This is a genomic window from Pedobacter gandavensis (assembly GCF_032678745.1).
GTDB lineage: Bacteria > Bacteroidota > Bacteroidia > Sphingobacteriales > Sphingobacteriaceae > Pedobacter > Pedobacter gandavensis_C.
Genome location: NZ_JAVTST010000001.1, coordinates 1,844,824 through 1,870,610, shown reverse-complemented (window position 1 = coordinate 1,870,610; position 25,787 = coordinate 1,844,824). Strand labels below are relative to the sequence as shown.

General features: G+C 43.2%; 18 protein-coding genes. 11 read left to right on the top strand and 7 right to left on the bottom strand.

Features of this window, described 5'->3' with window-relative positions; all coding sequences use genetic code 11:
* The first annotated feature begins 5 nt into the window (after positions 1–5).
* From R2S10_RS07665 to R2S10_RS07635, 7 genes are read left to right on the top strand one after another with little or no spacing between them, the layout of a single operon-like run.
* Positions 6–1,130 carry a ferritin-like protein gene (locus R2S10_RS07665; protein ID WP_316839859.1) on the top strand — a complete coding sequence of 375 codons (1,125 nt, stop codon included), beginning with the start codon at positions 6–8 and terminating at the stop codon, positions 1,128–1,130.
* A 13-nt stretch (positions 1,131–1,143) separates the two neighbouring features.
* Positions 1,144–1,857: an EboA domain-containing protein gene (locus tag R2S10_RS07660; protein ID WP_316839858.1), complete on the top strand. Its 714-nt coding sequence runs from the start codon at positions 1,144–1,146 to the stop codon at positions 1,855–1,857.
* Between the two features lie 21 nt (positions 1,858–1,878).
* The gene (locus tag R2S10_RS07655) at positions 1,879–2,784 is read left to right on the top strand and encodes a TatD family hydrolase (protein ID WP_316839857.1); all 906 of its coding nucleotides are present in this window, start codon (positions 1,879–1,881) and stop codon (positions 2,782–2,784) included.
* Positions 2,785–2,788: 4 nt separating this feature from the next.
* Positions 2,789–3,709 (top strand): UbiA-like protein EboC, encoded by a 921-nt coding sequence (eboC, locus tag R2S10_RS07650; RefSeq protein WP_316839856.1) that lies wholly within the window; start codon positions 2,789–2,791, stop codon positions 3,707–3,709.
* Between the two features lie 24 nt (positions 3,710–3,733).
* Entirely contained in the window at positions 3,734–4,921 is a 1,188-nt protein-coding gene (locus R2S10_RS07645) for a 3-dehydroquinate synthase (protein ID WP_316839855.1), read from the top strand.
* Positions 4,918–6,192, top strand: coding sequence for a metabolite traffic protein EboE (gene eboE, locus R2S10_RS07640; protein ID WP_316839854.1), 1,275 nt, complete (start codon positions 4,918–4,920; stop codon positions 6,190–6,192). Before R2S10_RS07645 ends, eboE begins: the two co-directional genes overlap by 4 nt.
* A complete protein-coding gene (locus R2S10_RS07635) occupies positions 6,170–7,606 on the top strand; it encodes an alkaline phosphatase family protein (RefSeq protein WP_316839853.1) in 1,437 nt (478 codons plus the stop codon). The genes eboE and R2S10_RS07635 overlap by 23 nt, the downstream gene beginning before the upstream one ends.
* Positions 7,607–7,623: 17 nt before the next feature.
* On the opposite strand, the gene R2S10_RS07630 is transcribed toward R2S10_RS07635, so the two are convergent.
* Together R2S10_RS07630 and R2S10_RS07625 are read right to left on the bottom strand one after the other, a co-directional pair.
* Positions 7,624–8,868: a HAMP domain-containing sensor histidine kinase gene (locus R2S10_RS07630; RefSeq protein WP_316839852.1), complete on the bottom strand. Its 1,245-nt coding sequence runs from the start codon at positions 8,866–8,868 to the stop codon at positions 7,624–7,626.
* Positions 8,868–9,542, bottom strand: a complete 675-nt coding sequence (locus R2S10_RS07625; protein WP_316839851.1) for a response regulator transcription factor — start codon at positions 9,540–9,542, stop codon at positions 8,868–8,870. Before R2S10_RS07625 ends, R2S10_RS07630 begins: the two co-directional genes overlap by 1 nt.
* Before the next feature lie 129 nt (positions 9,543–9,671).
* Between R2S10_RS07625 and R2S10_RS07620 the strand changes: the two genes are divergently transcribed.
* The 4 genes from R2S10_RS07620 to R2S10_RS07605 all read left to right on the top strand — a co-directional run bounded on the left by R2S10_RS07620 (position 9,672) and on the right by R2S10_RS07605 (position 15,786).
* The gene (locus R2S10_RS07620; RefSeq protein WP_316839850.1) at positions 9,672–10,769 is read left to right on the top strand and encodes a DUF4856 domain-containing protein; all 1,098 of its coding nucleotides are present in this window, start codon (positions 9,672–9,674) and stop codon (positions 10,767–10,769) included.
* An 81-nt stretch (positions 10,770–10,850) separates the two neighbouring features.
* Complete coding sequence (locus tag R2S10_RS07615; protein ID WP_316839849.1) at positions 10,851–11,966, top strand: imelysin family protein; 1,116 nt, start codon at positions 10,851–10,853, stop codon at positions 11,964–11,966.
* Positions 11,953–13,341, top strand: coding sequence for an HTTM domain-containing protein (locus tag R2S10_RS07610; protein ID WP_316839848.1), 1,389 nt, complete (start codon positions 11,953–11,955; stop codon positions 13,339–13,341). The genes R2S10_RS07615 and R2S10_RS07610 overlap by 14 nt, the downstream gene beginning before the upstream one ends.
* Before the next feature lie 3 nt (positions 13,342–13,344).
* Positions 13,345–15,786 carry a TonB-dependent receptor gene (locus tag R2S10_RS07605; RefSeq protein WP_316839847.1) on the top strand — a complete coding sequence of 814 codons (2,442 nt, stop codon included), beginning with the start codon at positions 13,345–13,347 and terminating at the stop codon, positions 15,784–15,786.
* Between the two features lie 33 nt (positions 15,787–15,819).
* On the opposite strand, the gene dctA is transcribed toward R2S10_RS07605, so the two are convergent.
* The 5 genes from dctA to R2S10_RS07580 all read right to left on the bottom strand — a co-directional run bounded on the left by dctA (position 15,820) and on the right by R2S10_RS07580 (position 25,727).
* A complete protein-coding gene (gene dctA / locus R2S10_RS07600) occupies positions 15,820–17,145 on the bottom strand; it encodes a C4-dicarboxylate transporter DctA (RefSeq protein WP_316839846.1) in 1,326 nt (441 codons plus the stop codon).
* Positions 17,146–17,268: 123 nt separating this feature from the next.
* Positions 17,269–19,770, bottom strand: a complete 2,502-nt coding sequence (locus tag R2S10_RS07595; RefSeq protein ID WP_316839845.1) for a PIG-L family deacetylase — start codon at positions 19,768–19,770, stop codon at positions 17,269–17,271.
* A gap of 68 nt (positions 19,771–19,838) precedes the next feature.
* The gene (locus tag R2S10_RS07590) at positions 19,839–21,215 is read right to left on the bottom strand and encodes a RagB/SusD family nutrient uptake outer membrane protein (protein ID WP_316839844.1); all 1,377 of its coding nucleotides are present in this window, start codon (positions 21,213–21,215) and stop codon (positions 19,839–19,841) included.
* 27 nt (positions 21,216–21,242) lie between these two features.
* Positions 21,243–24,833, bottom strand: coding sequence for a TonB-dependent receptor (locus R2S10_RS07585; RefSeq protein ID WP_316839843.1), 3,591 nt, complete (start codon positions 24,831–24,833; stop codon positions 21,243–21,245).
* Between the two features lie 36 nt (positions 24,834–24,869).
* Complete coding sequence (locus R2S10_RS07580) at positions 24,870–25,727, bottom strand: FecR family protein (RefSeq protein WP_316839842.1); 858 nt, start codon at positions 25,725–25,727, stop codon at positions 24,870–24,872.
* Positions 25,728–25,787: the final 60 nt, after the last annotated feature.

The window sequence follows — 25,787 nt, the reverse complement described above, 5'->3', positions numbered from 1 at the left end:
ACCTCATGCTTTTTCTAAAAAATATAAAACTAGAGTCTCTTCAAGATCTGAAGAATGCCATGCAAACGGCAATTATGTTGGAGCATTCCACCATTCCCCCGTATTTAACCGCTGTTTTTACATTAGTGAATACCGGGAATGATGAAATATCCAGCCTGATCGGATCTGTGGTAAAAGAAGAAATGCTGCATTTATCCATTGCCTGCAATATATTAAATGCCATTGGTGGAACACCAGTATTGAACCAGCCAGGATTTATTCCTACTTATCCTGGAAACCTTCCGGGAACAGTTGAAAGCACCCTGGTTGTACCTATTTCTAAATTCTCCAAAGAACTGATTAAAGATGTTTTTATGGTGATCGAAGAGCCGGAACATCCGATTGATATTCCTGTTTTATTCGCCCAGGAAGCGGAAGCTCCACTAACTATTGGTATGTTTTACCAAAGAGTTAAAGATTTGATCGATTTACTGGAAGCTGAAGCAAATATCCTTAATCGAACCATTTTTACTGGTGATCCTGCAAAGCAGATGACTAATGAAAGGTGGTTCCCGCTGAAAGAACTATTCCCGATTCTGGATAAGCAATCTGCATTTGATGGAATTGACTTAATTGTAGATCAGGGAGAAGGAACGAGTACAGATCCTTTCATTGCCCCAGGTGAAACGACTGGAGAAGATGATACCACAGATCCGGCACATTACTACCGTTTTGAAGAGATTTACAATGGAAAGAGACTGGTAAAAGATCCTTCACAGGCAGTCGGTTATTCTTATTCCGGTGCTGCGATTCCTTGTGATCTGAGCAAGATTCCGAACATGACTGATAACCCTAAAATGGCTGATTATCCGGTAGATACGATTGCCTACAAAAACAGTAAGTTTTTCAATTTTACTTATACCAATCTACTGAACAGTCTGCATGATACTTTTAACGGGGAACCGGAAAAAATTAATGAGGCGATGGGCTTAATGTATTCACTGAGGTTGTATGCGGGTAAACTGCTGGCTTCAGAAGATCCTTCTAACCCGGGCCATGTAGCTGGTCCAAGCTACGAATATGTGACCAATGATAACCTGAGCGCTCCTGAAAAACAGCAATTGGCTGCAGACCGTAAAGTGCCCGCTTAATCTGTTTCAAAATATGGATCAGTTACCAGAAATTAATACGCAACTATTGCTACAGGAATTCCTATCGGATCAGCTGTCGGATGTCGAATTGAACTGGCTAAACCTTACTATTACATCCCTGGAAGAGGATGAGCTGCTCCGGCGGTTCATCCCTTTATTTAGCCTGGTGCCCAGATTCATCGCGCCGCAAAAGGCGGTGTTTTCGAAAGAGGTACTCGCAGATTTCGAACTTCGCTATCCCGGTTTCTCTAAATCGGACTGGAATTTACAGGAACTCTGCAGGATCATGCTCATGCTCGCCCTCCCGATTTCTGAAAATGAAAAGACTTTGAAAAAGCTATTTGAAACCGCGGATATTAATGAACTGCGCATCCTTTATAAAGGGTTGTATTTTCTGGACAACGCGCAGGATTTTACAGAAAGAATGGTGGAGGGGATCAGGACAAATATGACCGATGTATTGGATGCCATTGTGGCAAATAACCCCTTTGCATCTCGCTACTTATCGGAAGATGCCTGGAACCAGATGGTAATGAAGGCCGTTTTTACAGGCCGGCCGTTGTTCAGTATTTACGGACTGGATCAACGAAGAAATGAAAAGCTGGCGAAAATCCTTCAAGGATTTATTAAGGAACGCAAGGCTGCAGGAAGAACCGTTAGTCCGGAAATCTGGAGGTTGATATTTCCATTCCTGACCAGAGATTTACCAAAGCCATTAAACGATTAATTAACATTAAACACAAAGCAAATGTATTTTATAGATCCACATATTCATATGGTGTCCAGAACAACGGACGATTATCAGGCCATGCGTGCCGCAGGAATTGTTGCTGTCATTGAACCCGCTTTCTGGTTGGGCCAGCCCCGCAGTTCAGTAGGTTCTTTCCAGGATTATTTCAGCTCTTTGATTGGTTGGGAAAGGTTCCGTGCCTCGCAGTTTGGGATTAAACATTATTGTACCATGGGACTCAATTCCAAAGAAGCAAATAATGAAGCGCTGGCCGAGCAGGTGATGGAATTGCTGCCTTTATTTGCAGGAAAGGAAGGCGTGGTGGCCATCGGTGAGATAGGTTACGACGATCAGACTGCTGCGGAAGATAAATACTTCAGACTGCAAATTGAAATTGCCAAAACCTTCCAGCTACCAATCATGGTACATACGCCGCACCGCGATAAAATCAACGGTACCATCAGAAGTATGGATGTGTTGGAAGAGCATGGTGTAGCGCCACATATGGTGGTGATCGATCATAATAATGAAGAAACTGTAAAACACGTGCTGGATAGAGGATACTGGACGGCATTTACCATTTATCCGAATACGAAAATGGGAAATGAGCGTATGGTGGAGATCGTTAAACAATACGGATCGGAAAGAATTATTGTGGATAGCTCCGCAGATTGGGGAGTTAGTGATCCTTTATCTGTTCCAAAAACGGCGGCTTTAATGTTGGAACGTGGTATTTCAAAAGTAGATGTGCAGCTTACCTGCTATCAAAATGCATTAACTGCTTATGCTCAGAGCGGGCAGATGAAAGAATCCGACTGGCAAAAAGAAATGACCATTGAACAGTCCGCGCTTTTTGATGGGAGCGGGATATTAAGAGGGCAGGAGGCGCAGGTGATTTCGTACTCAAATATTATAGATAATTAAGGGGATGGAAAAGGGGATCTCTTTGGGATGGAGTGGAAAATGGACGCATTATCTAACTTTAATGCGACCGGCCAATGTGATGACGGCCTTGTCCGATATCCTGGGAGGTATTGCCATTTCCGGTTTTTTTAGTCCTGCGGACTGGTCCTCTTCTTCCTTAACACATATCACTTTATTACTGCTTTCTACCATTGGACTTTATGGTGGTGGAATCGTTTTTAATGATGTTTTTGATTTGGAAGAAGACATCGAAAGTAGGCCGGAGAGGATACTTCCCAGTGGGAAGGTTGCTTATAATGAAGCGGTTCAATTGGGCGTAGGCCTTTTTGTGATCGGGATTGGCGCTGCGGTAACCGTTTCGCTCCTTAGCGGAGTTATTGCCTTAGGCATTGCTGTCCTGGCCTTATGTTATAACAAGTTTGGAAAGCACCATCCTTTTTTTGGACCACTGAATATGGGTATTTGTCGCGGGGGAAATTTATTGCTGGGCATGAGCATTCTTCCCGACCATCTGTTTCAGAATGGCTATATCGTGCTGGTGCCGATTATTTTTATTGCTGCCATTACCCTGACTGCACAGAAGGAAGTCTCAGGGAACAACAAATCTGCGATTTTGCTGGCGATGTTTCTGGACATCCTGGTTGTCGCCATGTTTTTCGCCATCAGCAGATTGAGCGGATTGAATTTATGGGTAGCAGCACCTTTTCTAATCCTTTGGTATGGATTGAATTTTCTGGCCAAGTTAAAAGCTTACCAGACCAATCGGCCCGACTGGATAAAGAAGGCCGTGAAAACGGGTGTGCTTTCTCTGATTTTATTGAATGCCTGTTACATCGCAGGATTTGCAAACTGGTTTTATGCTCTTCCGGTATTGTTTTTATTACCCATCTCCGTGTTGCTGGCAAAGCGATTTGCAGTGACCTAAGTCTTCATTTAGACCCTATGAATTATGTATAAAGCCCAAACTATTCAACAGCATTTTCAAGTTAGCTATCAGTATCCGGTTATTTTTAGCCGGAATATATTTAATCCGGAGAACGAGGAGTTGATCGGAATTCTTCGTCATGGATCCGCAAAAGCGGTATTGGTGATCGAAACTGCCATCCGCGAATGCCATCCTGGAATCCTTCGGGAAATCAATAATTATTTTAAAGTTCATGGCCTCCATTGCGAGGTATTGGTGATCCCTGGCGGGGAAGCCATAAAGAATGAACCCGCCTATATTGAGGAGGTCTTGACCTTCATCCATGAGCATCGGATAGACCGCCATTCTTACCTCATTGCGGTAGGGGGAGGGGCTTTGCTGGATGCTGTGGGGTATGCGGCTGCAATCGCACACCGTGGAATTCGCCTGATCAGGGTCCCTACCACGGTATTGTCGCAGAACGATTCTGGAGTAGGCGTGAAAAACAGTGTCAACCATTTCGGGAAGAAAAACTTCCTGGGCACTTTTTCTCCGCCTTATGCGGTGATCAATGATGCGGTCTTTCTGGAATCTCTGGACGATAGAAACTGGCGCTCCGGAATTGCGGAAGCGGTTAAAGTGGCATTGATAAAAGATAAAGTGTTTTTTGATTGGATCAGCGCAAATGTTGAAGCCTTGAATAACCGGGATATGACCCTGATGGAACAACTGGTTTTTCGCTGTGCGGAACTGCATATTGAACACATCGGAACTGCCGGGGATCCGTTTGAAAAAGGGAGTTCCCGACCGCTTGATTTTGGCCATTGGGCAGCACATAAACTGGAATGTCTTTCCGGTTATCAGTTGCTGCATGGAGAAGCGGTAGCTATAGGAATCGCCCTCGATACTGTTTATTCCAGGTTAACTGGCCGATTGAATGCCATGGAGGTGTTTCGGGTGCTGGACTGTTTAAAGGCATTGGGATTTGAGATTTTTCATCCGATGTTGTTGGAGGAGCATAGTCTTGAAATCCATCCACAATTGTTCCGGGGACTGGAAGAATTCAGAGAACATCTGGGTGGAGAATTAACCATTATGTTATTGGAAGAGATCGGGAAAGGGGAAGAAGTGCAGGAGATGAGCCATACCATACTGTCTGAGGCCGTTCAATATTTATTAAAGTCTAGTTCTGTATTTAATGATAATCCAATTTTAATTCAGCAATCGCTATGAAAGTAAAAAACGATGCCCATTTAACGTACTGTACCAATATTCATTCAGGGGAATCCTGGAAAGAAGTATTCGACAGTTTAGAACAATATACGCTAGGCGTAAAAGCGAAACTAGCTCCTGAAGAACCTTTCGGGATCGGGTTGAGGTTGTCTAATCAAACTGCGCTGACCTTGCAGGAGGAAGATCAGCTCAGTGCTTTTAAGCAATGGCTGAGCGCAAATGACTTATATGTATTTACCATCAATGGTTTTCCTTATGGAAACTTTCATGGCAAGGCGCTGAAAGATAAGGTGCATGCTCCGGATTGGCTGAGCAGGGAAAGGTTGGATTATACCATTTTACTGTTCAATTTGCTGGCAGAATTGCTACCGGATGGGCAGATTGGAGGGATCTCTACTTCTCCGCTTTCCTATAAGCATTGGTATGATACCGCCGAAGAAATCATTGCAGCCAAGAAACAGAGCTGTGCCCATTTAATAGAAATTGTGGTTCATCTGGTTCAGTTAAACCGCCTGACTGGCAAAAATATGCACCTGGATATAGAGCCTGAACCGGATGGATTATTGGAAAATAGCGCAGATTTTATTGATTTCTTCGAATCCTACCTTTTGAAGGAAGGACTGGAATTGTTGAGGAAGCAGCTAAAATGTACGGCCTTAGAAGCTCGGGAGTATATTCTTCAACACCTGCAATTGTGTTATGATATCTGCCATTTTTCTGTGGAATTTGAAGAACCGGAAGCGGTGATCCGAAGCATGGAAGAAAAGGGGATAAAAATTGGAAAGATGCAGATCAGTGCTGCCCTAAAATGCAATACCCAATGTAATGGGAGCAGAGCTGAAATGATGGAACATTTATCACAGTTCACGGAACCGATTTACCTGCACCAGGCAGTAGTTAAAAAACACTCAGGTGAGCTGAAGAAGTTCGCAGATTTAAAGCCCGGTATAGCGGAAATGGCAGAACTGGATTCCGAAGAATTGCGGACTCATTTTCATGTGCCTATTTTTCTGTTTTACTACCAGGGATTATCTTCTACGCAGGATGATATCATAAAGGCGATGGATTTATGGATGAAAAAGCCTTTTACCAGTCATATGGAAGTAGAAACCTATACCTGGGATGTTTTGCCAAAGCAAATGACGATGGATTTAAAGCAATCTATAAATAGAGAGCTTTCCTGGGTACTGGCTTTGATAGAAAGCAGGGAAGAAAAAACGGAAGAATTTTTAGTTCAGGAGGTAGCAAATGCAGCAGACGGCAGTAATTAACATCGTAGGACTTAGCTCCGCATTACTCCGCCATAAAGATCTTTTTTTGCATCAATGGCTGGAAGAAAATGGAGGAATTCATACTATCGATCCGGTATTTCCTGCATTGACCTGTAGTACTCAGGCGACCTATCTGACTGGCGAATGGCCATCAGAACATGGAATTGTGGGGAATGGCTGGTATTTTAAGGAAGAAGCAGAAGTTAAATTCTGGAAGCAATCTAATCAGTTGGTTCAGTCTCCTAAGGTATGGGATATGGGCAAGGCAATCGATCCGGAATTTACCTGTGCAAATATGTTCTGGTGGTATAATATGTATTCGACAGCAGATTTTTCTGTTACGCCAAGGCCACAATATTGGGCAGACGGACAAAAGAAACCAGATTGTTATAGTCAGCCGGCAAGCCTTAGGGATCGCTTGCAGGAGCGTTTAGGGGTTTTTCCTTTGTTTGATTTTTGGGGCCCGAAGACTACTATCAAGTCCAGCAAATGGATTTCGGATGCTTCTAAGCTCGTTCATGAATGGCACAATCCAACCCTGATGCTGGTTTATCTGCCTCATCTCGATTACTGTGGTCAGAAGTTTGATCCGGAATCTCCGGAAATTCATAGGGATCTAAAAGAAATCGATGAAGTATGTAAAGACCTGATTCAGTTTTTTGAGGGAAAAGGCGTTAAGCCCATTCTGATTTCGGAGTATGGGATTACCGCTGTTCATCAGCCGATCCATATCAACAGGATACTAAGGGATCGGGGATACCTGGCGATTAGGGAAGAGAAAGGATTGGAATTGCTGGATGCCGGACAATCGGCAGTTTTTGCGGTTGCCGATCATCAGATTGCCCATGTCTATGTCAAAGATCCCTCAAAATTGGAGAAGCTGAAGTCCTTACTGGAGGAAATGCCGGGAATTGAAAGGGTTCTGGATGAAGCGGGGAAAAAGGAATTCCATATCAACCATGAGCGCGCTGGTGATTTGATTTGTATTGCCGATAAAAACAGCTGGTTTACTTATTACTATTGGGAGGATGACAAAAAAGCACCTGATTTTGCGAGGATGGTAGACATTCATAAAAAACCTGGTTATGATCCGGTAGAAATGTTTCTTGATCAAAAGAAAAAGCTGATGATTCCCCGGATTGTGTGGAAGCTGATGAAGAAGAAACTAGGCTTCCGTACAGTGATGGATTTTATCGGGCTGGATGCAAGCGTGGTTAAAGGTTCACATGGTCGGGTAACTGTGGCGGAAGCCGATCAACCGGTGATGATCGGGGTGGGCATTTGGGGTAGTCATTTAAAAGGAACAGAGGTTTGTCCAATTATTCTGGAGGCTATTTTTGGTGCCTCTGCACAAAAAGAACAACCAGTGCTTTCCATTAGTCATCAGTTGTTTATAGATAAAAATATAGAATGATGGATTTTAATGAAATCTTAAAAGGACACCTTGAAGTGGTGCTGTTTTGCACTGTAGTTGTAGGTGATTTCCCAGCCTTGACCGATACAGATTTGCTTGAGGATAGATAGGCCAAGACCGTTTCCAGTGTAACCGGGACTTCCTTTGCCGAAACGGGTAAACAGTCTGGATCGCTCAAATGTAAGGGGAGGGCCGTCATTAGAAACTTCCAGGGAATCTGCGCGCAACAGAACTATTACGCTGGCACCGGGTGCAGAATGCGACAGTGCATTGGATAGTAAATTTGAAATGAGAATTTCCATTAGCGCGGCACTGGCAAAGACTTGTTTTTCTTCCAGGGAGCTTTCTATACAAATCTGTTTATGGGCAAACAAATCCGCCATGAGTTCCATATTTCGTTGTAGGACGGCAGTTAAAGAAAGCTGTTGCTGATCGGCTGCAAAAGTATTGTTTTCAAGTTTGGCGAGAAGTAGGAGTCCTCGGTTTACCCTGCTTAATCTGGTTACCGCCTGCTTCGCATCTCCAAGTAATCTGGTCAGTTCTGCATCAACGGGCAGCTGACTGATGCTTTCCAATCTGGTTTTTAAAATGCTTAGTGGGGTCTGGATCTCATGTGAAGCATTTTCTGTGAACTCTTTTAAAGCCAGATATTCCCGTCTTCCCCTTTGACTGAGGTCGGTCAGTACTTCATTCATTTCCTGAAATTCTGTGACATTGGAAGAGCTGAGTTCCAGCTTTGCTGTTGAACTTACCGAGTATTTTTTCATCTGGTTCAGGTTGTTGAGGAATGGTTTCCAGAGCTTGCGACTGATGAAATAATTGAGCAATGTGCCCAATGCAATGAATAATACAGCGATGGTAATGAAAATATAGGTGATGGTTCTGGAATAGTTTCCCCAGCCAATATAGGTGGTCATGACCCTGATCCGGTAGGCCTGATCATTGATTTTCTTGCTTTCCTCAAAGTAATAATAACCTTCTTTTTCATTTTGGACATGGTCGTATATCAAGGTGTCTTTGAAAATTTTAGGGATTTTCATCAATACCTGCTCATCGCCGGTTTTGATTTGTACCAATGGAAAATTGACCGCTCTTCCTGCCTGAATTTCTCCGGCTACCAGATCTGTTTGGAGTTCCAGCTGTTCTTCGATTTCTCTGGAAATTTCGCGCTGTAAGAAATTGAAAAGAAAGAAACCGGCGATGCTCAACACAAAGAGGCTCAGCCAGAAATGATACAGGCTGATTTTACTAAGTAGGCGCATTAATAAGTAAATTTATAACCCATTCCGTATACGGTTTTAATGTAATCCTTGCCTGCAGCTTTGCTGAGTTTTTTCCTCAGGTTCATGATGTGAACATAGACCGTGTCGAAGTTGTCGTTCTGGTCGAAATGGTCTCCCCAGAGGTGTTCAATGATGGAAGATTTGCCGACTACCCTGTTTTTATTGACCACAAAATAGATTAGCATATCGTATTCTTTACGTGTCAAAGAGATTTCATCTGACTTGAAAAATAACATTTTTGATTGTGGATCGACTTTAAAGTCATCAAAAGTGATGTGTTCAATTCCCTTTAATGTTTTTCTGCGGTATAATGCGTTTACTCTTGCGCTGAGTTCTTCGAGGAAGAAGGGTTTGGTGAGGTAATCATCAGCGCCAAGGTTCAAACCTGACAGTTTATCTTGCAAGGAGTTTCTGGCAGAAAGGATCAATATCCCGGTTTCCAGACTACATCTTTTTATGTCTTCAATGAGGTTGATTCCTGTTCCATCCGGGAGAGAGACGTCTAAAACTACGATGTCGTAAATGAAGTCCCGGAGCTTTTGTTCTGCCTGACAGAAGGTTGAGGCCTGTTCGCAGATGAAATTTAAAGAGCTGAAATAGCTTTCCATCTCCTCCAATAATACCGGCTCATCTTCTACAAATAGTATTTTCATAAATAAAATTCAGGTTTTTACAACTCTTTAGAAATTCTTTAGAATTGACATTAATATTTGCAGCAAGAATAAGACTTATTTAGACTTATTACAAACAATATACTGAAAAATCACGAAAACCAATTACAAATGAAAAACAATTACTTTAAAAGTGCCGTATTCGTAGCCCTTGCAGTTGCAGGTTTAACTTCTTGTAAGAAAGATAAAGTAGCGGATGAAGAAGTTATTGCGCCTTACGACGTTCCTAAGACTTATAATTTTGCTGGCGCGAACTACGCCTCTTCTACGATTAGAGTGAAGCAAATGTTAGAATTGGATGTATATATGAAGACAGCCAATGCAGGTACGGCTTTAGACGGAACTAAAGCAACTAACCTTTTCAATAATACTGGTAATGCCTTTACAGATGCAGCTTTAAATACTTCAGGCTTAAACCTGGCGGCTAAAACAACAGATCCAACTGTATTTAAAGGATATTTAGATAATCTGATAGCGGATAGTAAAGTAAATGCAGTAGCTACAAACGGTACCAGTGGATACATTATACGTGGTTCAGCGAAAATTATCGTGGGTCCTACAGGTGTAGAAAACGGACAGGCGGTAACTAAAGGAATGATGGGAAGTTTGTTCTTCAAACAAGCATTAGACCTATTGGCAAGTACTAAAACTGATGGTACTATCGCTTTACAACAACAACACTGGGATGAGGCTTTCGGTTATTTAGCCGTTCCTAATGATTACGATCCTACTGTTACTTATGCTTCTACCTTGGTATTCCCTGCTAAACCAGCTCTTTGGGGTGGTTACCTTGCAGAACGCGGTCAGAACATTACTGCTGGAAAAATCATTTTCGACGCTTTCCTTAAAGGTCGTGCTGCAATCGGAGCAAAAGACGTAAAAGTTCGTGATGCACAAATTGTGATCATTCAAGAGATCTGGGAAAAACTTGCTGCAAATGCTGCTTACAACTATGTAGTTTCTCCAACGCTAACTGCAAATGCTGGAAACCTGGGTAGCCAGTTCCATGCTTTATCTGAAGGTCTTGGATTTGTAGAATCCTTGAAATACAGAGCTGCTGGTAGCAAATTAACAGATGCAAACTTTGTTAAATTACAAGCAATCCTTAAAACCAATTTCTACACTTTGATTAATGAGGCTGGCTTTACGAAATTGAAAGAAGCTCAGGCAATTTTAAAAGATAGTTATGCGCTTCCTGCTTTAAACTAAGCGTTTTTAATTCATTGTTAACTCTCTGTGATTTCGATCACAGGGAGTTTTGTACGTTTAAATCATGTTAAAAAAAGGATTATGAGGTTATCAAAAAATATAGGAGCAATAGCATTTATTATGCTGTTTTTTGCTTTTTCGTGTGGTAAAAAAGGTGGTTCTCCAGAGGAAGAAAAAAGTGTAAATGGTTTTGATAAATCGGCCATGTTAGCCAATTATGTAGATGCGCTGATTGTCCCTGCATATACAGGAATGCAACAGCGGATGATTACTTTGCAGGCCACGGTGAATGCCTTCCTGCTTAGTCCCAATACAACCAGTCAACAATTAATGAAAGTGGCGTTTAAAGATGCTTTCTTACAGGTGGAAAGGATTTCTGTGATGCAATTCGGTCCGGCAGAGAATGTTTCTCTGAATAGCTTTATCAATATGCTCCCGGCAAATACTATGAAAAAACTGGGTGTCGATAAACCAGATCTTACTATTGTGGAAGAGAATATTGCCAGTGGTACTTATAATTTAGTGCAAAACTCTACTTTCCATCAGCAAGGTTTTCCGGTTTTGGATTACTTACTGTTTTCTGATAATGCGATTGCGAAGTTTGCAGATCCAGGAAGTGGAAACCGTAAAAAGTATGTTCAGGATGTGTTGACCAGAATTACCAGCCTGGTAGATCAAACGCTAAGCACATGGAAAGGCGGTTATCGTGCTACATTTATCGCCAATACAAAAACCGATACGGGTAGTCCGATTAGTTTCCTGATCAACCAGTTTGCTTATGAAATGGACATGATTAAAGGTGCTAGAATCGGCTGGCCATTTGGTACTCAGTCGGCAGATGTGCCTTTTGTTGATCGTTGTGAAGGGTATTATTCAGGGATTTCTTTGGATTTAGCGATTGAAAATATGCAGAGTCTTAGAAATATGTACACGGCTGGAAACAGCGGTAAAGGGATTTCGGATTATGTGATTGCGATCGGACAAGCGAAATTAAACGGAGAGGTGATTGCTCAGTTTAACCTTGTGGATAGCAAATTAAAAGCGATTCCGGCACCATTATCGGCTTCGCTATTGAATAATAAGCCCTTAGTTACGGATGCTTTGAAAGAAATTCAGACCCTGTTGAGATTGATCAAGAGTGATGTGGTTTCAAAAGTTGGTGTTCAAATTTCTTATGTAGACAATGACGGTGACTAAGATCAGGCAATGGATTCAGGAGCCGGTATCTATTGCGCCATTGGCTAATTTCAGGGTTTTATTTGGAATCATGATGGTGTTAAGTACCATTAGGTTCTGGATGAAAGGCTGGGTCATGACGCAATACGTGGATCCTGCTTTCCATTTTACTTTTATGGGATTTGACTGGGTACAGCCATTAGGGGCTACCGGAATGTATGCTGTTTTTCTGATTATGGGAATTTCCGCTTTACTGGTTGCCCTCGGACTTTACTACCGGATTTCCATCATTGTGTTTTTTTTATTGTTCAGTTATGTGGAACTGATCGATGTAACGTATTACCTCAATCACTACTATTTTGTGAGTGTGATCAGCTTTTTGATGATCTGGCTTCCAGCAGGAAGGTTTTTCTCTTTGGATGTCTGGCGAAATCCTGCGATTGAAGTAACGCTGGTACCTAGATGGATAACTGGTACGATCCGCTTGCAACTGGGCTTGGTTTATTTCTTTGCCGGTTTGGCAAAACTGAATGCCGACTGGCTTTTTGAAGCCATGCCAATGAAAATATGGTTGCCTACAAAAAGTCACCTGCCACTGATCGGGAACCTGATGTATGAGGATTGGGTCGCTTATTTGTTCAGCTGGTTTGGTGCCATTTACGATTTGTTTATCGTGTTTTTTCTATTGAACAAAAGGACCCGTAAATATGGGTATATCGCGGTTCTGATATTTCATATCGCCACGGCTATCTTTTTCCCTGCCATCGGAATGTTCCCTTATATCATGATGGTGTGTACGCTGATTTTCTTTTCTGCGGCTGATCAATTGAAACTGATCTATGTGGTCAGGGATTTTTCAGAACTGATCTGGTATAAAATATCTGGTCGTACTGCAGTTGCTTTCAAAGCGCTGCAGGATAAAAGCTATCAGTCGGCGCATCAAAAACTGATGTTACGCTTTTTAATGGTGTTTTTCTTTTTTCAATTGATCCTGCCTTTGCGGTATCTGGCTTACCCTGGACCGCTTTTCTGGACCGAAGAAGGGTATCGCTTTTCCTGGAGAGTGATGTTAATGGAAAAAGTAGGCACCGCAAACTTTTATGTGCGGGAAGCAAAAACCGGTAAAACCTATGAGGTGAATAACCGGGAATTTCTGAGTACCCAGCAGGAAAAAATGATGAGTACACAGGCTGATCTGATCCTTAGGTACGCCCATTACCTGGCCAAAGTTTATGCGGCAAGAGGGATCATCGATCCCGAAGTTTATGGGGAATCTTATGTGACCCTCAATGGCAGCAGATCTGCTCCCTTTATTGATCCTCAGGTGAACCTTGCTGTTCAGCCCTTGAGTTTCAAACATTACCAGTGGATTTTACCATTCAATTCAACACCTTAATTTATGAAATCAATATTTACGCTGCTTTTTTGTCTGTTTTGTTTTGCTGCTCAGGCACAGCAACTGGAAATTTCCGGACAGGTTGTATCGAATAAAAAACCTGTGCAAGGAGCAAGCGTTACATTAAAGCCAATTGCTAAGGAGGTAAAAACCGATGCCAATGGTCAGTTTAGTTTTACAGGATTACAGAAGGGAGCTTATCAGCTGGAGGTTTCTTTTCAAGGGACAAAGTTATTGCGCAAAAGTATCCGCCTGAAAGGGGAGGTGCTAAAATTGACCCTGGATCTGGAGCCTTTGAAGTCGCCAGGATCGGAATCATCTAATACACCAGCCAGCTCGGAATCTTCCAAACAATTGGATGAGGTAGACATTACTGCTGTAAATGACCGTGCCGCAGATAAGTTGTTGCAGGTGGAAGGAACCGCTATTTATGCCGGCAAGAAAACGGAAGTGATCAATATGAAGAACATCAATGCCAATCTGGCTACCAATAATGCGCGACAAATCTATGCGCGTATTGCGGGGCTTAACATCTGGGAGTATGATGGTGGCGGATTGCAATTGGGTATTGGTGGTCGCGGATTAAATCCATCCAGAGTATCTAATTTCAACACCCGACAAAACGGATACGACATCAGTGCAGATGCACTCGGCTATCCGGAAAGTTATTATACACCGCCTACAGAAGCGCTGGAAAGGATAGAAATTGTGAGGGGAGCAGCAAGCTTACAATATGGAACTCAGTTTGGTGGAATGATCAATTTTAAATTGAAAAAAGGACCGGTAGATAAGCCTTTTGAGATCACTAGTCGACAAACGGTAGGTTCATTTGGTTTTGTAAATACCTTCAACAGCATCGGTGGTACCGTTAAAAAGCTGAACTATTACGCCTATTACCAATATAAAAAAGGAGACAGCTGGAGGCCCAATAGTCATTTTGACCAACATGGTGCTTATGTGCATTTAGACTATGCTTTTAGTGATAAATTTAAACTGACGACTGAGTTTACACACATGGATTATCTGGCGCAACAACCAGGGGGCTTAACTGATGATCAATTTAATAGAGATCCTTCAATTTCTGTTAGGGCTAGGAATTGGTTTAAAGTAAACTGGGATTTGTTGAATGTCACTTTGGATTATAAGATTTCTGAGCAGACTAAATTGAACTGGAGAAGTTATCATTTGAGCGCCGGAAGGGATGCACTAGGTATTTTAACTTATATCAATCGCCCAGATCCGGGTGTTGGAAGTCCTAGAGATTTGATGGTTGATAAGTACAATAATTACGGTTCTGAGCTTCGGTTATTGCATCAATATACTTTGTTGAATGCGCAAACCAGTACATTGCTGACGGGTGTTAGGGTGTATAGCGGACTAACCAAAAGGCAACAAGGGGATGCCAATACCGGTGCCGGAGCTGATTTTAACTTCTTAACACCAGAACCGAATAAATCGCAGTTCCGTTTTCCGGGGGCTAATGTTGCGGTATTTGCAGAGAATATTTTCCAGATTAGCGATAAATGGAGCGTTACTCCAGGTGCTCGTTTTGAATTTATCTCTACAAAATCTGATGGCTATTATTATAAGATCCAACGTTTTGTAGAGGATATTAGGATCGATGAGCAAAAGAAAAACAACCGTAGTTTTGTGTTTTTTGGAATAGGGACTTCTTATAAACCAGTTCCAGCAGTGGAAGTCTATGCAAATATCTCACAGAATTATAAATCGATCAACTTTAATGATCTGAGGATACTAAATGAAAATGCAAGAGTAGATTCCTTGTTGCATGATGAGAAAGGATATACCGCAGATATGGGGATTCGTGGGAATTTAAAAGACTGGTTGTATTATGATTTGAGTGTGTTTTATTTGAAATACAATGGCCGTATCGGTTCAGTGCAGAAAGCTGATCCTAATAATATGTTGTACCGCCTGAGAACGAATGTATCGGACAGTAGAAATATTGGTTTTGAGAGTTTGGTAGAGGCTGATTTTCTGAAGTTAATTTCTCAGGGCAGCAGTAAGTATAAACTGAGTGCTTACACCAATTTCTCCTTGATTGATGCACGTTACATCAACACTCAGAATACGGCATTTAAAGATAAAAAGGTAGAGTTTGTACCTCCGATGTTGTTCAGAACAGGGCTTTCTTTTGGAGATCAACGTTTCAATTTAAGTCTGCAGTATTCTTATGTGGCTAAACATTATTCGGATGCGACCAATGCCGAGATTACGGAAACCGCAGTAGATGGTGCTATTCCTAGCTATCAGGTGATGGATTTCAGTGCCAGTTACAACTGGAAATGGTTTACTTTATATGGTAGTGTCAATAATTTATTGGATGAGAAATACTTTACACGTAGGGCAGATGGTTATCCTGGGCCGGGGATTCTTCCTTCCGACCCAAGAGGTTATTACCTGACTTTGCAGTTTAAATTGTAGCTGGAAAGGATTCCAGCAATTTAAACTTATAGTTTATGCTATTGCTGGTTGGATGGCGAGCTGGTACTTTTCTTCATCAAATTCTTTCTCGCTTTTTGCGATCACTACTACGGCAACGCCATTACCAATCAAGTTAGTGATTGATCGGGCTTCCGACATAAAGCGGTCTACGCCCAATAAGATGGCCACGTTTTCTATGGGCATGATGTTTAGAGAAACCAGTGTAGAGCTGAGTACGATAAATCCGCTGCCGGTAACGCCGGCAGCACCTTTGGAAGTCACCATTAAGATCCCCATCGCTGTGACTTGTTCTGCAACGCCCAGCTCTATTTTAAAGGCCTGGGTCAGGAAAATCAATGCAATGGAAAGATAGATAGAAGTGCCGTCCAGGTTAAAAGAGTAGCCGGTTGGAATCACCAGACCGACTACAGATTTAGAGCATCCAAATCGTTCCATTTTTTCAATCATACTTGGCAATACGGATTCCGAAGAGGAGGTTCCCAGTACGACCAGAATCTCTTGTCGGATGTATTTCAGGTATTGCCAAAGGCTGAATTTATAGAGGTAACAAATGAAGTTTAGCACTACGAAAATAAAGAGGATACAAGTGATGTAAACCACTAACATCACCTTTCCCATAGGAATTAATGTAGAAAGACCGTAGTTGCCAACGGTAAATGCCATCCCTCCAAAAGCACCTAATGGTGCGAGTTTCATCACAAATTTCATCATGTTGAAAATGATCTGCGAGAGGTTTTCAAAAGCAATAATGGTATGTCTTCCGGCACGGCCCATCTTACTGAGGGCAAAGCCGAAAAGAATGGCGAAGAAGAGGATCTGGAGGATATCGCCTTTGGCAAAAGATTCGAATATGTTCGGGGTAATGATGTGACTTAGGAATTCCATCCAGTTGGTATCGGCAGGGGCAACAGTGGCTGGAGCGCCTGCGGCAACAGCATTTGGAACGGTAGGTGCAATTGGCCCGTGACCAGCTGCGGGAGCAATCATCGCTGTTGCTGTACTTTTATTGTGTGGGACTTTTGGGTCTAAGCCATCACCGGGCCTCATGAGGTTGGCGGTAACAAGTCCGATGAAAATCGCTACTGTGGTAATCAGTTCAAAATACAGTAAGGCTTTTCCACCAACACGACCTACCTTTTTCATGTCGCCCATTTTGGCTATGCCGAGTACGATGGTGAAGAAAATGATCGGGGCAATTAGCATACTGATCATATTGATGAAGGTTTTGCTGATCAGTTTCGCAGAATTTGCGAAGGTTGGAAAGAACATCCCAACCAGGATGCCAAAGATAATTGCAATGATCACCTGAAAGGTCAGGTTTCTGGAGATGTTCTTCATCGTAAAGTAGCTGGTTTAGTTTTTTTGGTTTGGTTTGGTTCGGTTTGTAAAAGGTGCCGAATCGCTAATATAGGATATCGGCACCTTATGGAGGTAGTGGTATGTAATGGAGCCAGAATATTTTTAGTGTCCCAGGGAAATTAGGTTGCTAAATAGTCGGTAGGCACCTGGAACACCTGCAGGAAGTTGTCTGAACCAGGAAATTCCAGAGTAAACGAAGTTTCCTTTTCCATATTTTGCTACAAGGATACTGCTGTTTTTAGGGCTTTCTCCGGGGTCATTGATGGAAATTAGTGCTTCATATTCTTTTGCCCATTCGCTAGGGAAGTATAATCCACGTTCCTGTACCCAACCTTCAAAATCTGCATTGGTGATTTTATTAGGGCTTTGGAATGCGGCGTGTTCTGGCAGTAGTACGCGTACTTCTGCGCCTTCAACGGTTACGCGATCCGTGGATAGTTTCATCGGGTAGGGGCCCGGATTGGTTTTTAATCCGGCATTGGTATTGTACTGAATCAATACGTTGCCGCCATTTTTTACGTAATCCATCAGGCGGTCATGGTAAAAGTTAATGCGGTCTAAGGTGTTGTAAGCTCGGATTCCGACGATGATGGCATCGAATTTATCCAGATTTTCAGGGATCATATCCGCATCTTTCAGCATGGTTACCTCGTAGCCGATCTGTTGTAAAGAGCGGGGTACTTCATCGCCGGCACCAGCAAGGTAACCGATGCGTTTACCTTTTACATTCAGGTCTAATTTTACGGCTTTTGCAGTAGCGAGGGGAAACAATACTTGCTCAGGGATGTGCTGGTAATTGATCACACTGATTCCTTTGTTATACGTTTTGTGGTCAAGACTTACCACGGCATGAATTTCTGCGATATCGGAATTGGCTGGTGGTGTAACCATAAACTTCGCGGTTTGCTCTGCTTTTTCTTTTTCAATTGAAAAAGGGATGGAGGCAGGACTAACGGTCCATCCTTCAGGAAGTTTCAGCGAGACTTCTCCTTTGATGTTTGCTTTGCCTGCTTTCAGGAATACGTTGACAGGTTTGGCAGTCGGGCCGTTGAACATGTATACGTTTTCGGCAATGTTGGCGAATACCGGTGGACTCACAGATAGTGGTTGGTACAATTCTCCATAGACCAGGTCGTTGTGTTTGTATACTACAGGAACATTGAATTTAAAAGGTTGTCCGCCGATAGTCAGGTTTACTGCGACTTCCGCAGCAGGGGTGTTTTCCGGTAGCCCTACATCGGATTGCTTTAAGATGTCGAACATCCCCAGTGTATCTGCTTTTTGCAACCAGTAGGGCTGAGAAAAGGCGATGTCTGTTGGTACGCTGACTTGTTTTTTATACTTTTTACCCGCAGAATTTGCAAAGTTGGCGTTGATGGTGGTATCGCTATTCTGGTAAGGGAAACGGATGGAACTTACTTTTATGGCAATCGGCGATCTATTGATCAGTTCTGTTTGTACTTCCAGTTTTCCACCAGGAACTACGGCGAAATTGCTTGCGGTAGCTTCAATATACAGTCCTGTAGCGGAGCGAACCAGTTCCTGGATGTCTTCCATTTTCTGTTGTTTCCAATAGGTATCCGGTAGTTTTTGCAATTCTGCTCTGGCAGTTAAGAGTAGGGGCACCACTGCGGAAGGATTGGCAGCATCGTAGGTGGCAATAGCTTTGGTGATTGCTTCCTGAATTTTGCCGCTGTTCGGGATTCTGGACCAGGTGGTGTTGATGTCTTCGAATAGATCGGTTTTGGCAGCTGGACCCATGGTATGCTGGAAATAATCAAAGTTGCTGCCACGGGTTCCTGTAGAACCAAAGCCCTGACTTTTATGCATACTTCTGCTTTCGGCAGAGATCTCGCCATAGGATTTCCCCATTAAAGGATTGAATACGCCAACATCAACTTTTACAAGATTGGCGGCAATCTTATCGAATGCTGCAGGATCTTTAAAGGCCCAGGAGCTGATGTTCCATACCAGTCTTTTTGCTTGCCATGGCTGTGTATATTTTAATTGTTCCGGAAAGCGTTTCGGATCAGCGGCAGCTACAAAAGCATCTTCTGCTAAGATCGAAGAGGCACTATGTTGGCCATGACCAGCGCGGGAATCTTTGGGGAATCTGGTGATGATGACATCAGGTTTAAAGTTACGGATCACCCATACTACATCGGCAAGCAGCTTTTCTCTATCCCAGATGCTGAATACTTCTTCCGGGTTTTTGGAAAAACCGAAGTCGTTGGCCCGGGTAAAGAATTGATGGCCGCCATCGGTTCTTCTGGCTTGCAGTAGTTCCTGGGTACGGATGATGCCCAGGCGTTCGCGGATTTCCGGGCCGATCAGGTTTTGTCCGCCATCCCCACGGGTAAGGGAAAGGTAGCCGGTATGGTATAACTTCTGATTGGCCAGATAGGCGATCAGGGTGGTGTTTTCATCATCCGGATGTGCGGCAAGGTAGAGTACGTTGCCTAAGGTGTTTAACTTTTTTAAGTCTTGCAGGATTTTCCCCGAACCCGGTTTCGGTGGTTGTTGCTGAGCCTTGGTTTTCAGGCTGAGGCATACCAATAGAACAGAAAGGATAAATACCGGTTTAAAGCAGTTCATCGTCTTCATAAATCATATTTTTAAGATCAGACCAACCCGGTTAAGGGCCGGCCTGAGGAGGTAAATGCTATGGAGTTTTAGATTGGATTTTGGGTGTAGCTGGTATTGATGTCCAGTTCACGTTGTGGAATTAAGAACAGCAATCTTGGTGCTTTTCCTTGAGCGCTCATCACTTCAGCCGCTTTACCAAAGCGCAGTAAATCCGGCCATCTGTGGTTTTCAAAAGCAAGTTCTACGCGTCTTTCTTTGAGTAATTTCTCTGCGAAAGTACCTGGAGTACTGCTGTCTATGCGGTTTAATCCGGCACGGAAGCGCACTTCATAGATCAGGTCGTAGGCTTCGGTACCTTCTCCTAAAGCTTCTGCCAGCATCAGCAAGGCATCTGCATAGCGCAATACCACGAAGTTGTAATCGGCATCACCTTCATTATAGGCAGTGGTTGTGCCATATTTCAGGATGAAACGGCCTGCATTCAATGGCCCGTTTATAGGGTTCATGGAGATGGCGAAACGCTTGTCGTTGGGCTCATAAGCAGCCTGCATTTCGGCAGTAGGTCTGTTTTTATAGGCACCAGTGCTTTGAATCATTAGTGGCGAAAAGGCATTGGTAAAAGCATTTCCGGTATTGGTACCGCCACCTTTATATTGTACTTCGAAGATCGACTCTACATTGTTTTTATTGGCAATTCCCCATAGTTTATCATAGGTAGGCACCAGGGAATAGCCATAGGTAGTTTTCACCCTTCTCAATGGGGCAACAGCCGAAGCTTTATCGCCCATTGTCAGGTATATTTTTCCCATTAATGTGGCTGCAGCACCTTTAGTAGCCCTGCCTACATTGTTTCCTGTATATTTCACTTCCAGGAAGTTCTCTGCCACAGCAAGGTCGGCTACCAGTTGTTTGTAGATTTCTGATGCAGGTAATTGCGGGTAGGATTTCCCTTCTTCTACCGTGATTTCTTTAAGCACCAATGGGATTCTTCCGAAGTTTACGGCAAGGTTGTAATAGAAAAGGGAGCGTAGAAATAATGCTTCTCCTTTGACCCTGTTTTTAAGAGTTTCATCCATAGGTACTGCTTCAATGCGACTCAATACAATGTTACATCGGCTGATGCCCACATAGGTATCCAGGTAGGAGGTGGTGACCAATTCGGCTGTTGCCGCATTTTCATTGAAGTTATCTATGGCATTCAGGTCTGCACCCAGCCCGGTATTATCGGCACCGCCATCAGTATTGTCGGAGCGCATTTCATTGAGTATCCAATAGCTTTGGTTATAGGCGCCATTCATTTGTAGTGCTTTATAGGCTGCGTTGACGGCAATCACCATATCGTCACTTGTTTTATAGAAGGCATTTACATTTCGCTGAGAGATCGGGTTCAGGTCGGTAAACTCTTTGCCACAAGAGCTGAATATTCCGGCAGTGATCAGGATATATATTAAATTCTTTTTCATGTTTTCTGGTTTATAGGTTTAAGAACACTACTTAAATGAGGCATTAATACCAAAAGTGAAATTCCTTGATAACGGATAGGCGCCATAATCTTCACCTTGCACACCGCTGGCCGTACTCTGGTTGTTTACTTCCGGGTTGTAGCCGATATAGTCGGTCTTGGTCCAAAGGTTGGTTCCTGAGGCATAAATCCGGAAAGAAGAGAAATATCTTTTCACCCATTTATCAGGCAGTGTATAGGCCAGGGTTACATTTCTAAGGCGGATATAAGAGGCATCTTCTACCTGATAGGTGGAAGGTCTGTTGTTAAATCCGTGTAAATCACCTAGTCTGTCTGCACGAGGGGTTTTACCGTCTCCAGGCTGTGATGGGGAAACCCATCTGTTGTTGATCACCGCATAGGAATTGGTATTTGCTTCTCCATTGGCAAGGTGTCTTCTGGTCAGGTTTAATACCTGCGAACCTTCTACACCCTGGATCAGGAAGCTCAATTCTACTTTCTTATAGCTGAGTCTGTTGGTGATGCCATAGGTGTAATTTGGTTGGTAATTTCCGATCACGGTACGGTCGTTGGCATCAATTACCCCATCGCCATTGACATCTTTAAACCTGAAATCTCCCGGCGCTGGTTTGGCTGCCAGTTTATCTTTCGGGGCATTGTTAATTTCTGCCTGACTTTGGTAAATTCCTTCTACCACATAGCCGTAATAGCTACCGATAGGATCGCCAATGCGGGTAATGTGACGAATACCAGCACCACCGGTACTTAGAATCGGATCACCGGAAGCACCGAGTTTCAGTACTTTATTCTTGTTGGTAGAGAAGTTCATGTCGGTACTCCAGGAGAACTCTCCAACCAGATTTTGCGTAGAAAGGGAAGCTTCAAATCCTTTGTTCTCCACTTCGCCGATATTCATTAATGGGTTAGAATTGCCATAGCCGACAACTGCAGGCACCTGTACATTTAGCAGCAGGTTGGAAGTTTTCTTGTTGTACCAATCTAATGATGCAAAGATTCTGTTGTTGAGGAAGCTCATGTCTAAACCGATATCGACTTGTGTGTTTTTCTCCCAGGTCAGGTTTGGATTACTTGGGGTAGAAGGGGCGATACCATTGGTTACTACATTGCCGAAAACATAGTTGTAAGGGCTGAGCAATCCGATTGCGGCATAGTTAGGGATCAGGAAGTTTCCTGTCTTACCCCAGCTTCCGCGGACTTTAAAATCACTGATCCATTTCAAGTCTTTCATAAAGGATTCGTCAGACATTCTCCATCCTGCAGAGAATGAGGGGAAATAACCAACTTTATTGCCTTCTCCAAATCGGGAAGCACGGTCGGAACGGATGGTTGCGGTTAATAGGTAACGGTCTTTAAAGGCGTAGTTTACCCTACCCAGATAAGATACCAGCGACCATTCTTCTTCGGTTGCGGTACCACCGGTTACTTGTCCACCGCTAACGGTCTGCACCAGGTCGTCCGGGAAGTTTTCTGCTTGTACCTGGTTGTTTCTGATCTTGTCTTTTTGCGCGGTATATCCTGCTAATGCAGAGATGCTATGTACGCCGAAAACCTTGTTGTAAGTCAATAGATTTTCTGCCAGCCAGTTGGTTTCCAATGAAGAGTTCGATTGTCCATAAGGAACACCTACCGTTGCAGCGCGGTCAATAAAGGCTTTTTCTCTATAATATTTTCTGTTGTAGTTGTTGATGTCTGTGCCGAACATCAGTTTATATTTCAGGCCATCAAAGAGGGTGTATTCTGCGTAAGCACTTGCAAAAGTTCTGAATTGTGTCAGGTCATCATGAATGTGTTTCACTACAGCAAGCGGGTTACTGGAAGCCGTCATATTTGTTCCGGTTCCGTTTTCTGTATTCAGGTGACTTTGGTTATTTGATTGGTTGATCTGGCCATTTGGCAGGTATGGGCTAACCGTTGGGGAATGCACCAAAGCCGTATATACTGCTCCTGGAGGATCTGCAAAATATGGGGCACTGGTAGATCCTTTTGCCTGATCGGTAAAGGAAGGGTTTATAATCGCACCGATGCGGAGATTTTTTACCGGATCAGATTCTATGTTGATGCGGAAAGTATAACGTTTGAATCCGGTTTTATCGATGATACCACCCTGATTGAAATAATTTCCAGAGATGTAATATCCTAGTTTTTCTGCACCACCGGAAAGGGATAGGTTATAAGACTGGATAGGTGAGTTTTTGAACAACACATCTTGCCAGTCGGTGTCTACACCGGTTGGATTGATAAAGTCGGTAGGCAGGTAATAACTGGTATTGGTACTTCTGGTGTACCTTACTGAATTGGGGTCGCTAGCACTTGCATTCGGGAAATCCTGCAGGTAGGCATTGTTTTTTGCTTCTATTACATATCTGCTCAGTTCTGCGGAGTTCATCAGGTCGACCTTGTTGGCCAGGGTTTGTAGACCAACATAGGAGTCGAGGTTGACTGAAATTGTACCATCTCTTTTTCCTTTTTTAGTGGTAATGATGATGACACCATTTGAGCCTCTGGAACCATAGATCGCCGCTGCGGCTGCATCTTTTAAGACTTCTACAGATTGGATATCCCCCGGACTAATTGTGCCCAGTGGATTTGCCGGTGCCGGACGGAAGGCGACTGTTCTTTTAGAAACATCACCCTGTGTAGCAGATTCTACGTTTTTAGAGATAGGGAAACCATCTACTACATAGAGTGGCTCATTTCCTGCGGAGATGGAACCTACCCCACGCACACGAATGGTGGTTGCGGCACCAGGTTCGCCACTTGGCTCTTGCACCTGAACCCCTGCGATTTGCCCTTGAATGGCATTCTCAAAACTGGTTACCGGAATATCTTTGATGTTTTTTGCGCTGATAGAAGCGATGGATCCGGTCAGGTTTCTTTTCTGTTGGGTACCATATCCTACACCTACCACTACAATTTCATCGAGTTTTTGCTGGTCTGGCATCAGGTCTACATTGATCACTGAAGAGGAGCCGATGTTGACTTCCTTGGTGATGTAACTGATGTAAGAGAAAACCAGGGTGCCTTTTTCAGGAACACGAATGGTATATTTTCCGTTGGTATTGGTGCTGGTACTGATGCTTTTTCCTTTCAGTTTGATGGAAACGCCAGGCAGTACTTCTCCATTGCTACCATCCGCCACTGTACCGCTAATGGTGATTTCTCTGTAGATTTGGGTTAGGTCATTGCTGTTTTCTGCGATGCTCGTTTCGGTACTGCCTTTTTCCTTTGGGCCGGTCTGACGGGCTTCTGTGGTGTTTTTAGACTCTTTGAAATTGATCACATAAAACTGTTCGCTGATCTTTTTATAGTTGATGTTGACTGGGGAAAGCATATTGGTTAAAGCGGTCTCGATGCTTTCATTTCTTTGCTTTTCTTTTGTTTGCACCAATACGTTTTCTGCAAGTTTGCTATCGAACATAATGGATACCTTATGGGTTCTTTCAAGGCCTTTCAATGCATCTTTGAGGGGCATTAACTGACGCATGGCCTCTGCAGGAGCAGCGTTTTCCGTCACAAAGGCGAAGGATTGCACACGACTAAATACCATCGATGCGCTGCCGATCACGAGGATCAGCAGCAAGTGTAGAATTTTTACCATGGTTTGGTTGGTTTAGTTGATAAATGTTTTTGTGTTTTAGGGGGCATTCGTAACGATAAGCGTATCTCCTTTTTTAATGAAATTGATGTTAAATGTTGCCGACAGGGCCTGAATGAGGATGTCGACGTTGGTGGTTGGAGCAGATCCGGATAGGTTCATATCCAGCATTGTTGGATTTTCTACTTCGATTTCTAATCCATAGGTATTGCGTAAGGTATTCAGTACTTCTTTCAATGGGGTCTTGTCGAACACCAATCGGTCGGTTTTCCAGGACGAATAAATAGCTGGGTCTACGATCCTTTTGGTATAGGATTTTTTGTTACTTTGGTATTCTACCAGGTCGCCAGGTTTCATTTGAACGATGCGTGTTTGCTGGTCTGGAAGTCCTTCCATATGGAAGTCTATTTTTCCTGAGTTCAATACTACGCGGGTATCATGGTTTCTGGTGCTGATGTTAAATTCTGTACCCAATACTTCTACAGAGAGCTGATCAGGCATTCTGACAAAGAACCTCTGGTGGGAGCGGGTATGTTTTACAGAGAAGTAGGCTTCTCCATCTACTTTTACTTCCCTATCGCCATCCTTAGCCCATTCTTTACGATAGCTCAGTCGACTATTTCCATTCAACATGACTACAGAACTATCCGGCAGCAGGACTCTTAGCGTTTGTCCGTATTTAGTGAGGTACTGGACTTCTGCATTTTGTCCCTTTAGAAACCATAGGCCGATGGTGGACATCAGGATCAGCATTGCTGCAGCAGCGATGATCTTTTTGTTGAACCAGGGCTTCAGTTTTCTTACCGGTATTTCTTCTGGTTCGTTGAGCATGGGTGCTAGCTTTTCCCATGCGGCATCGATTCTTTCCAGGTCATTTTTGTAGATTTTCTTAGTCATTGTGTTTGGGGGATGATTTTGTTGGTGTTATTATTCGCTAAGACGTTGGTTTATAGTTTT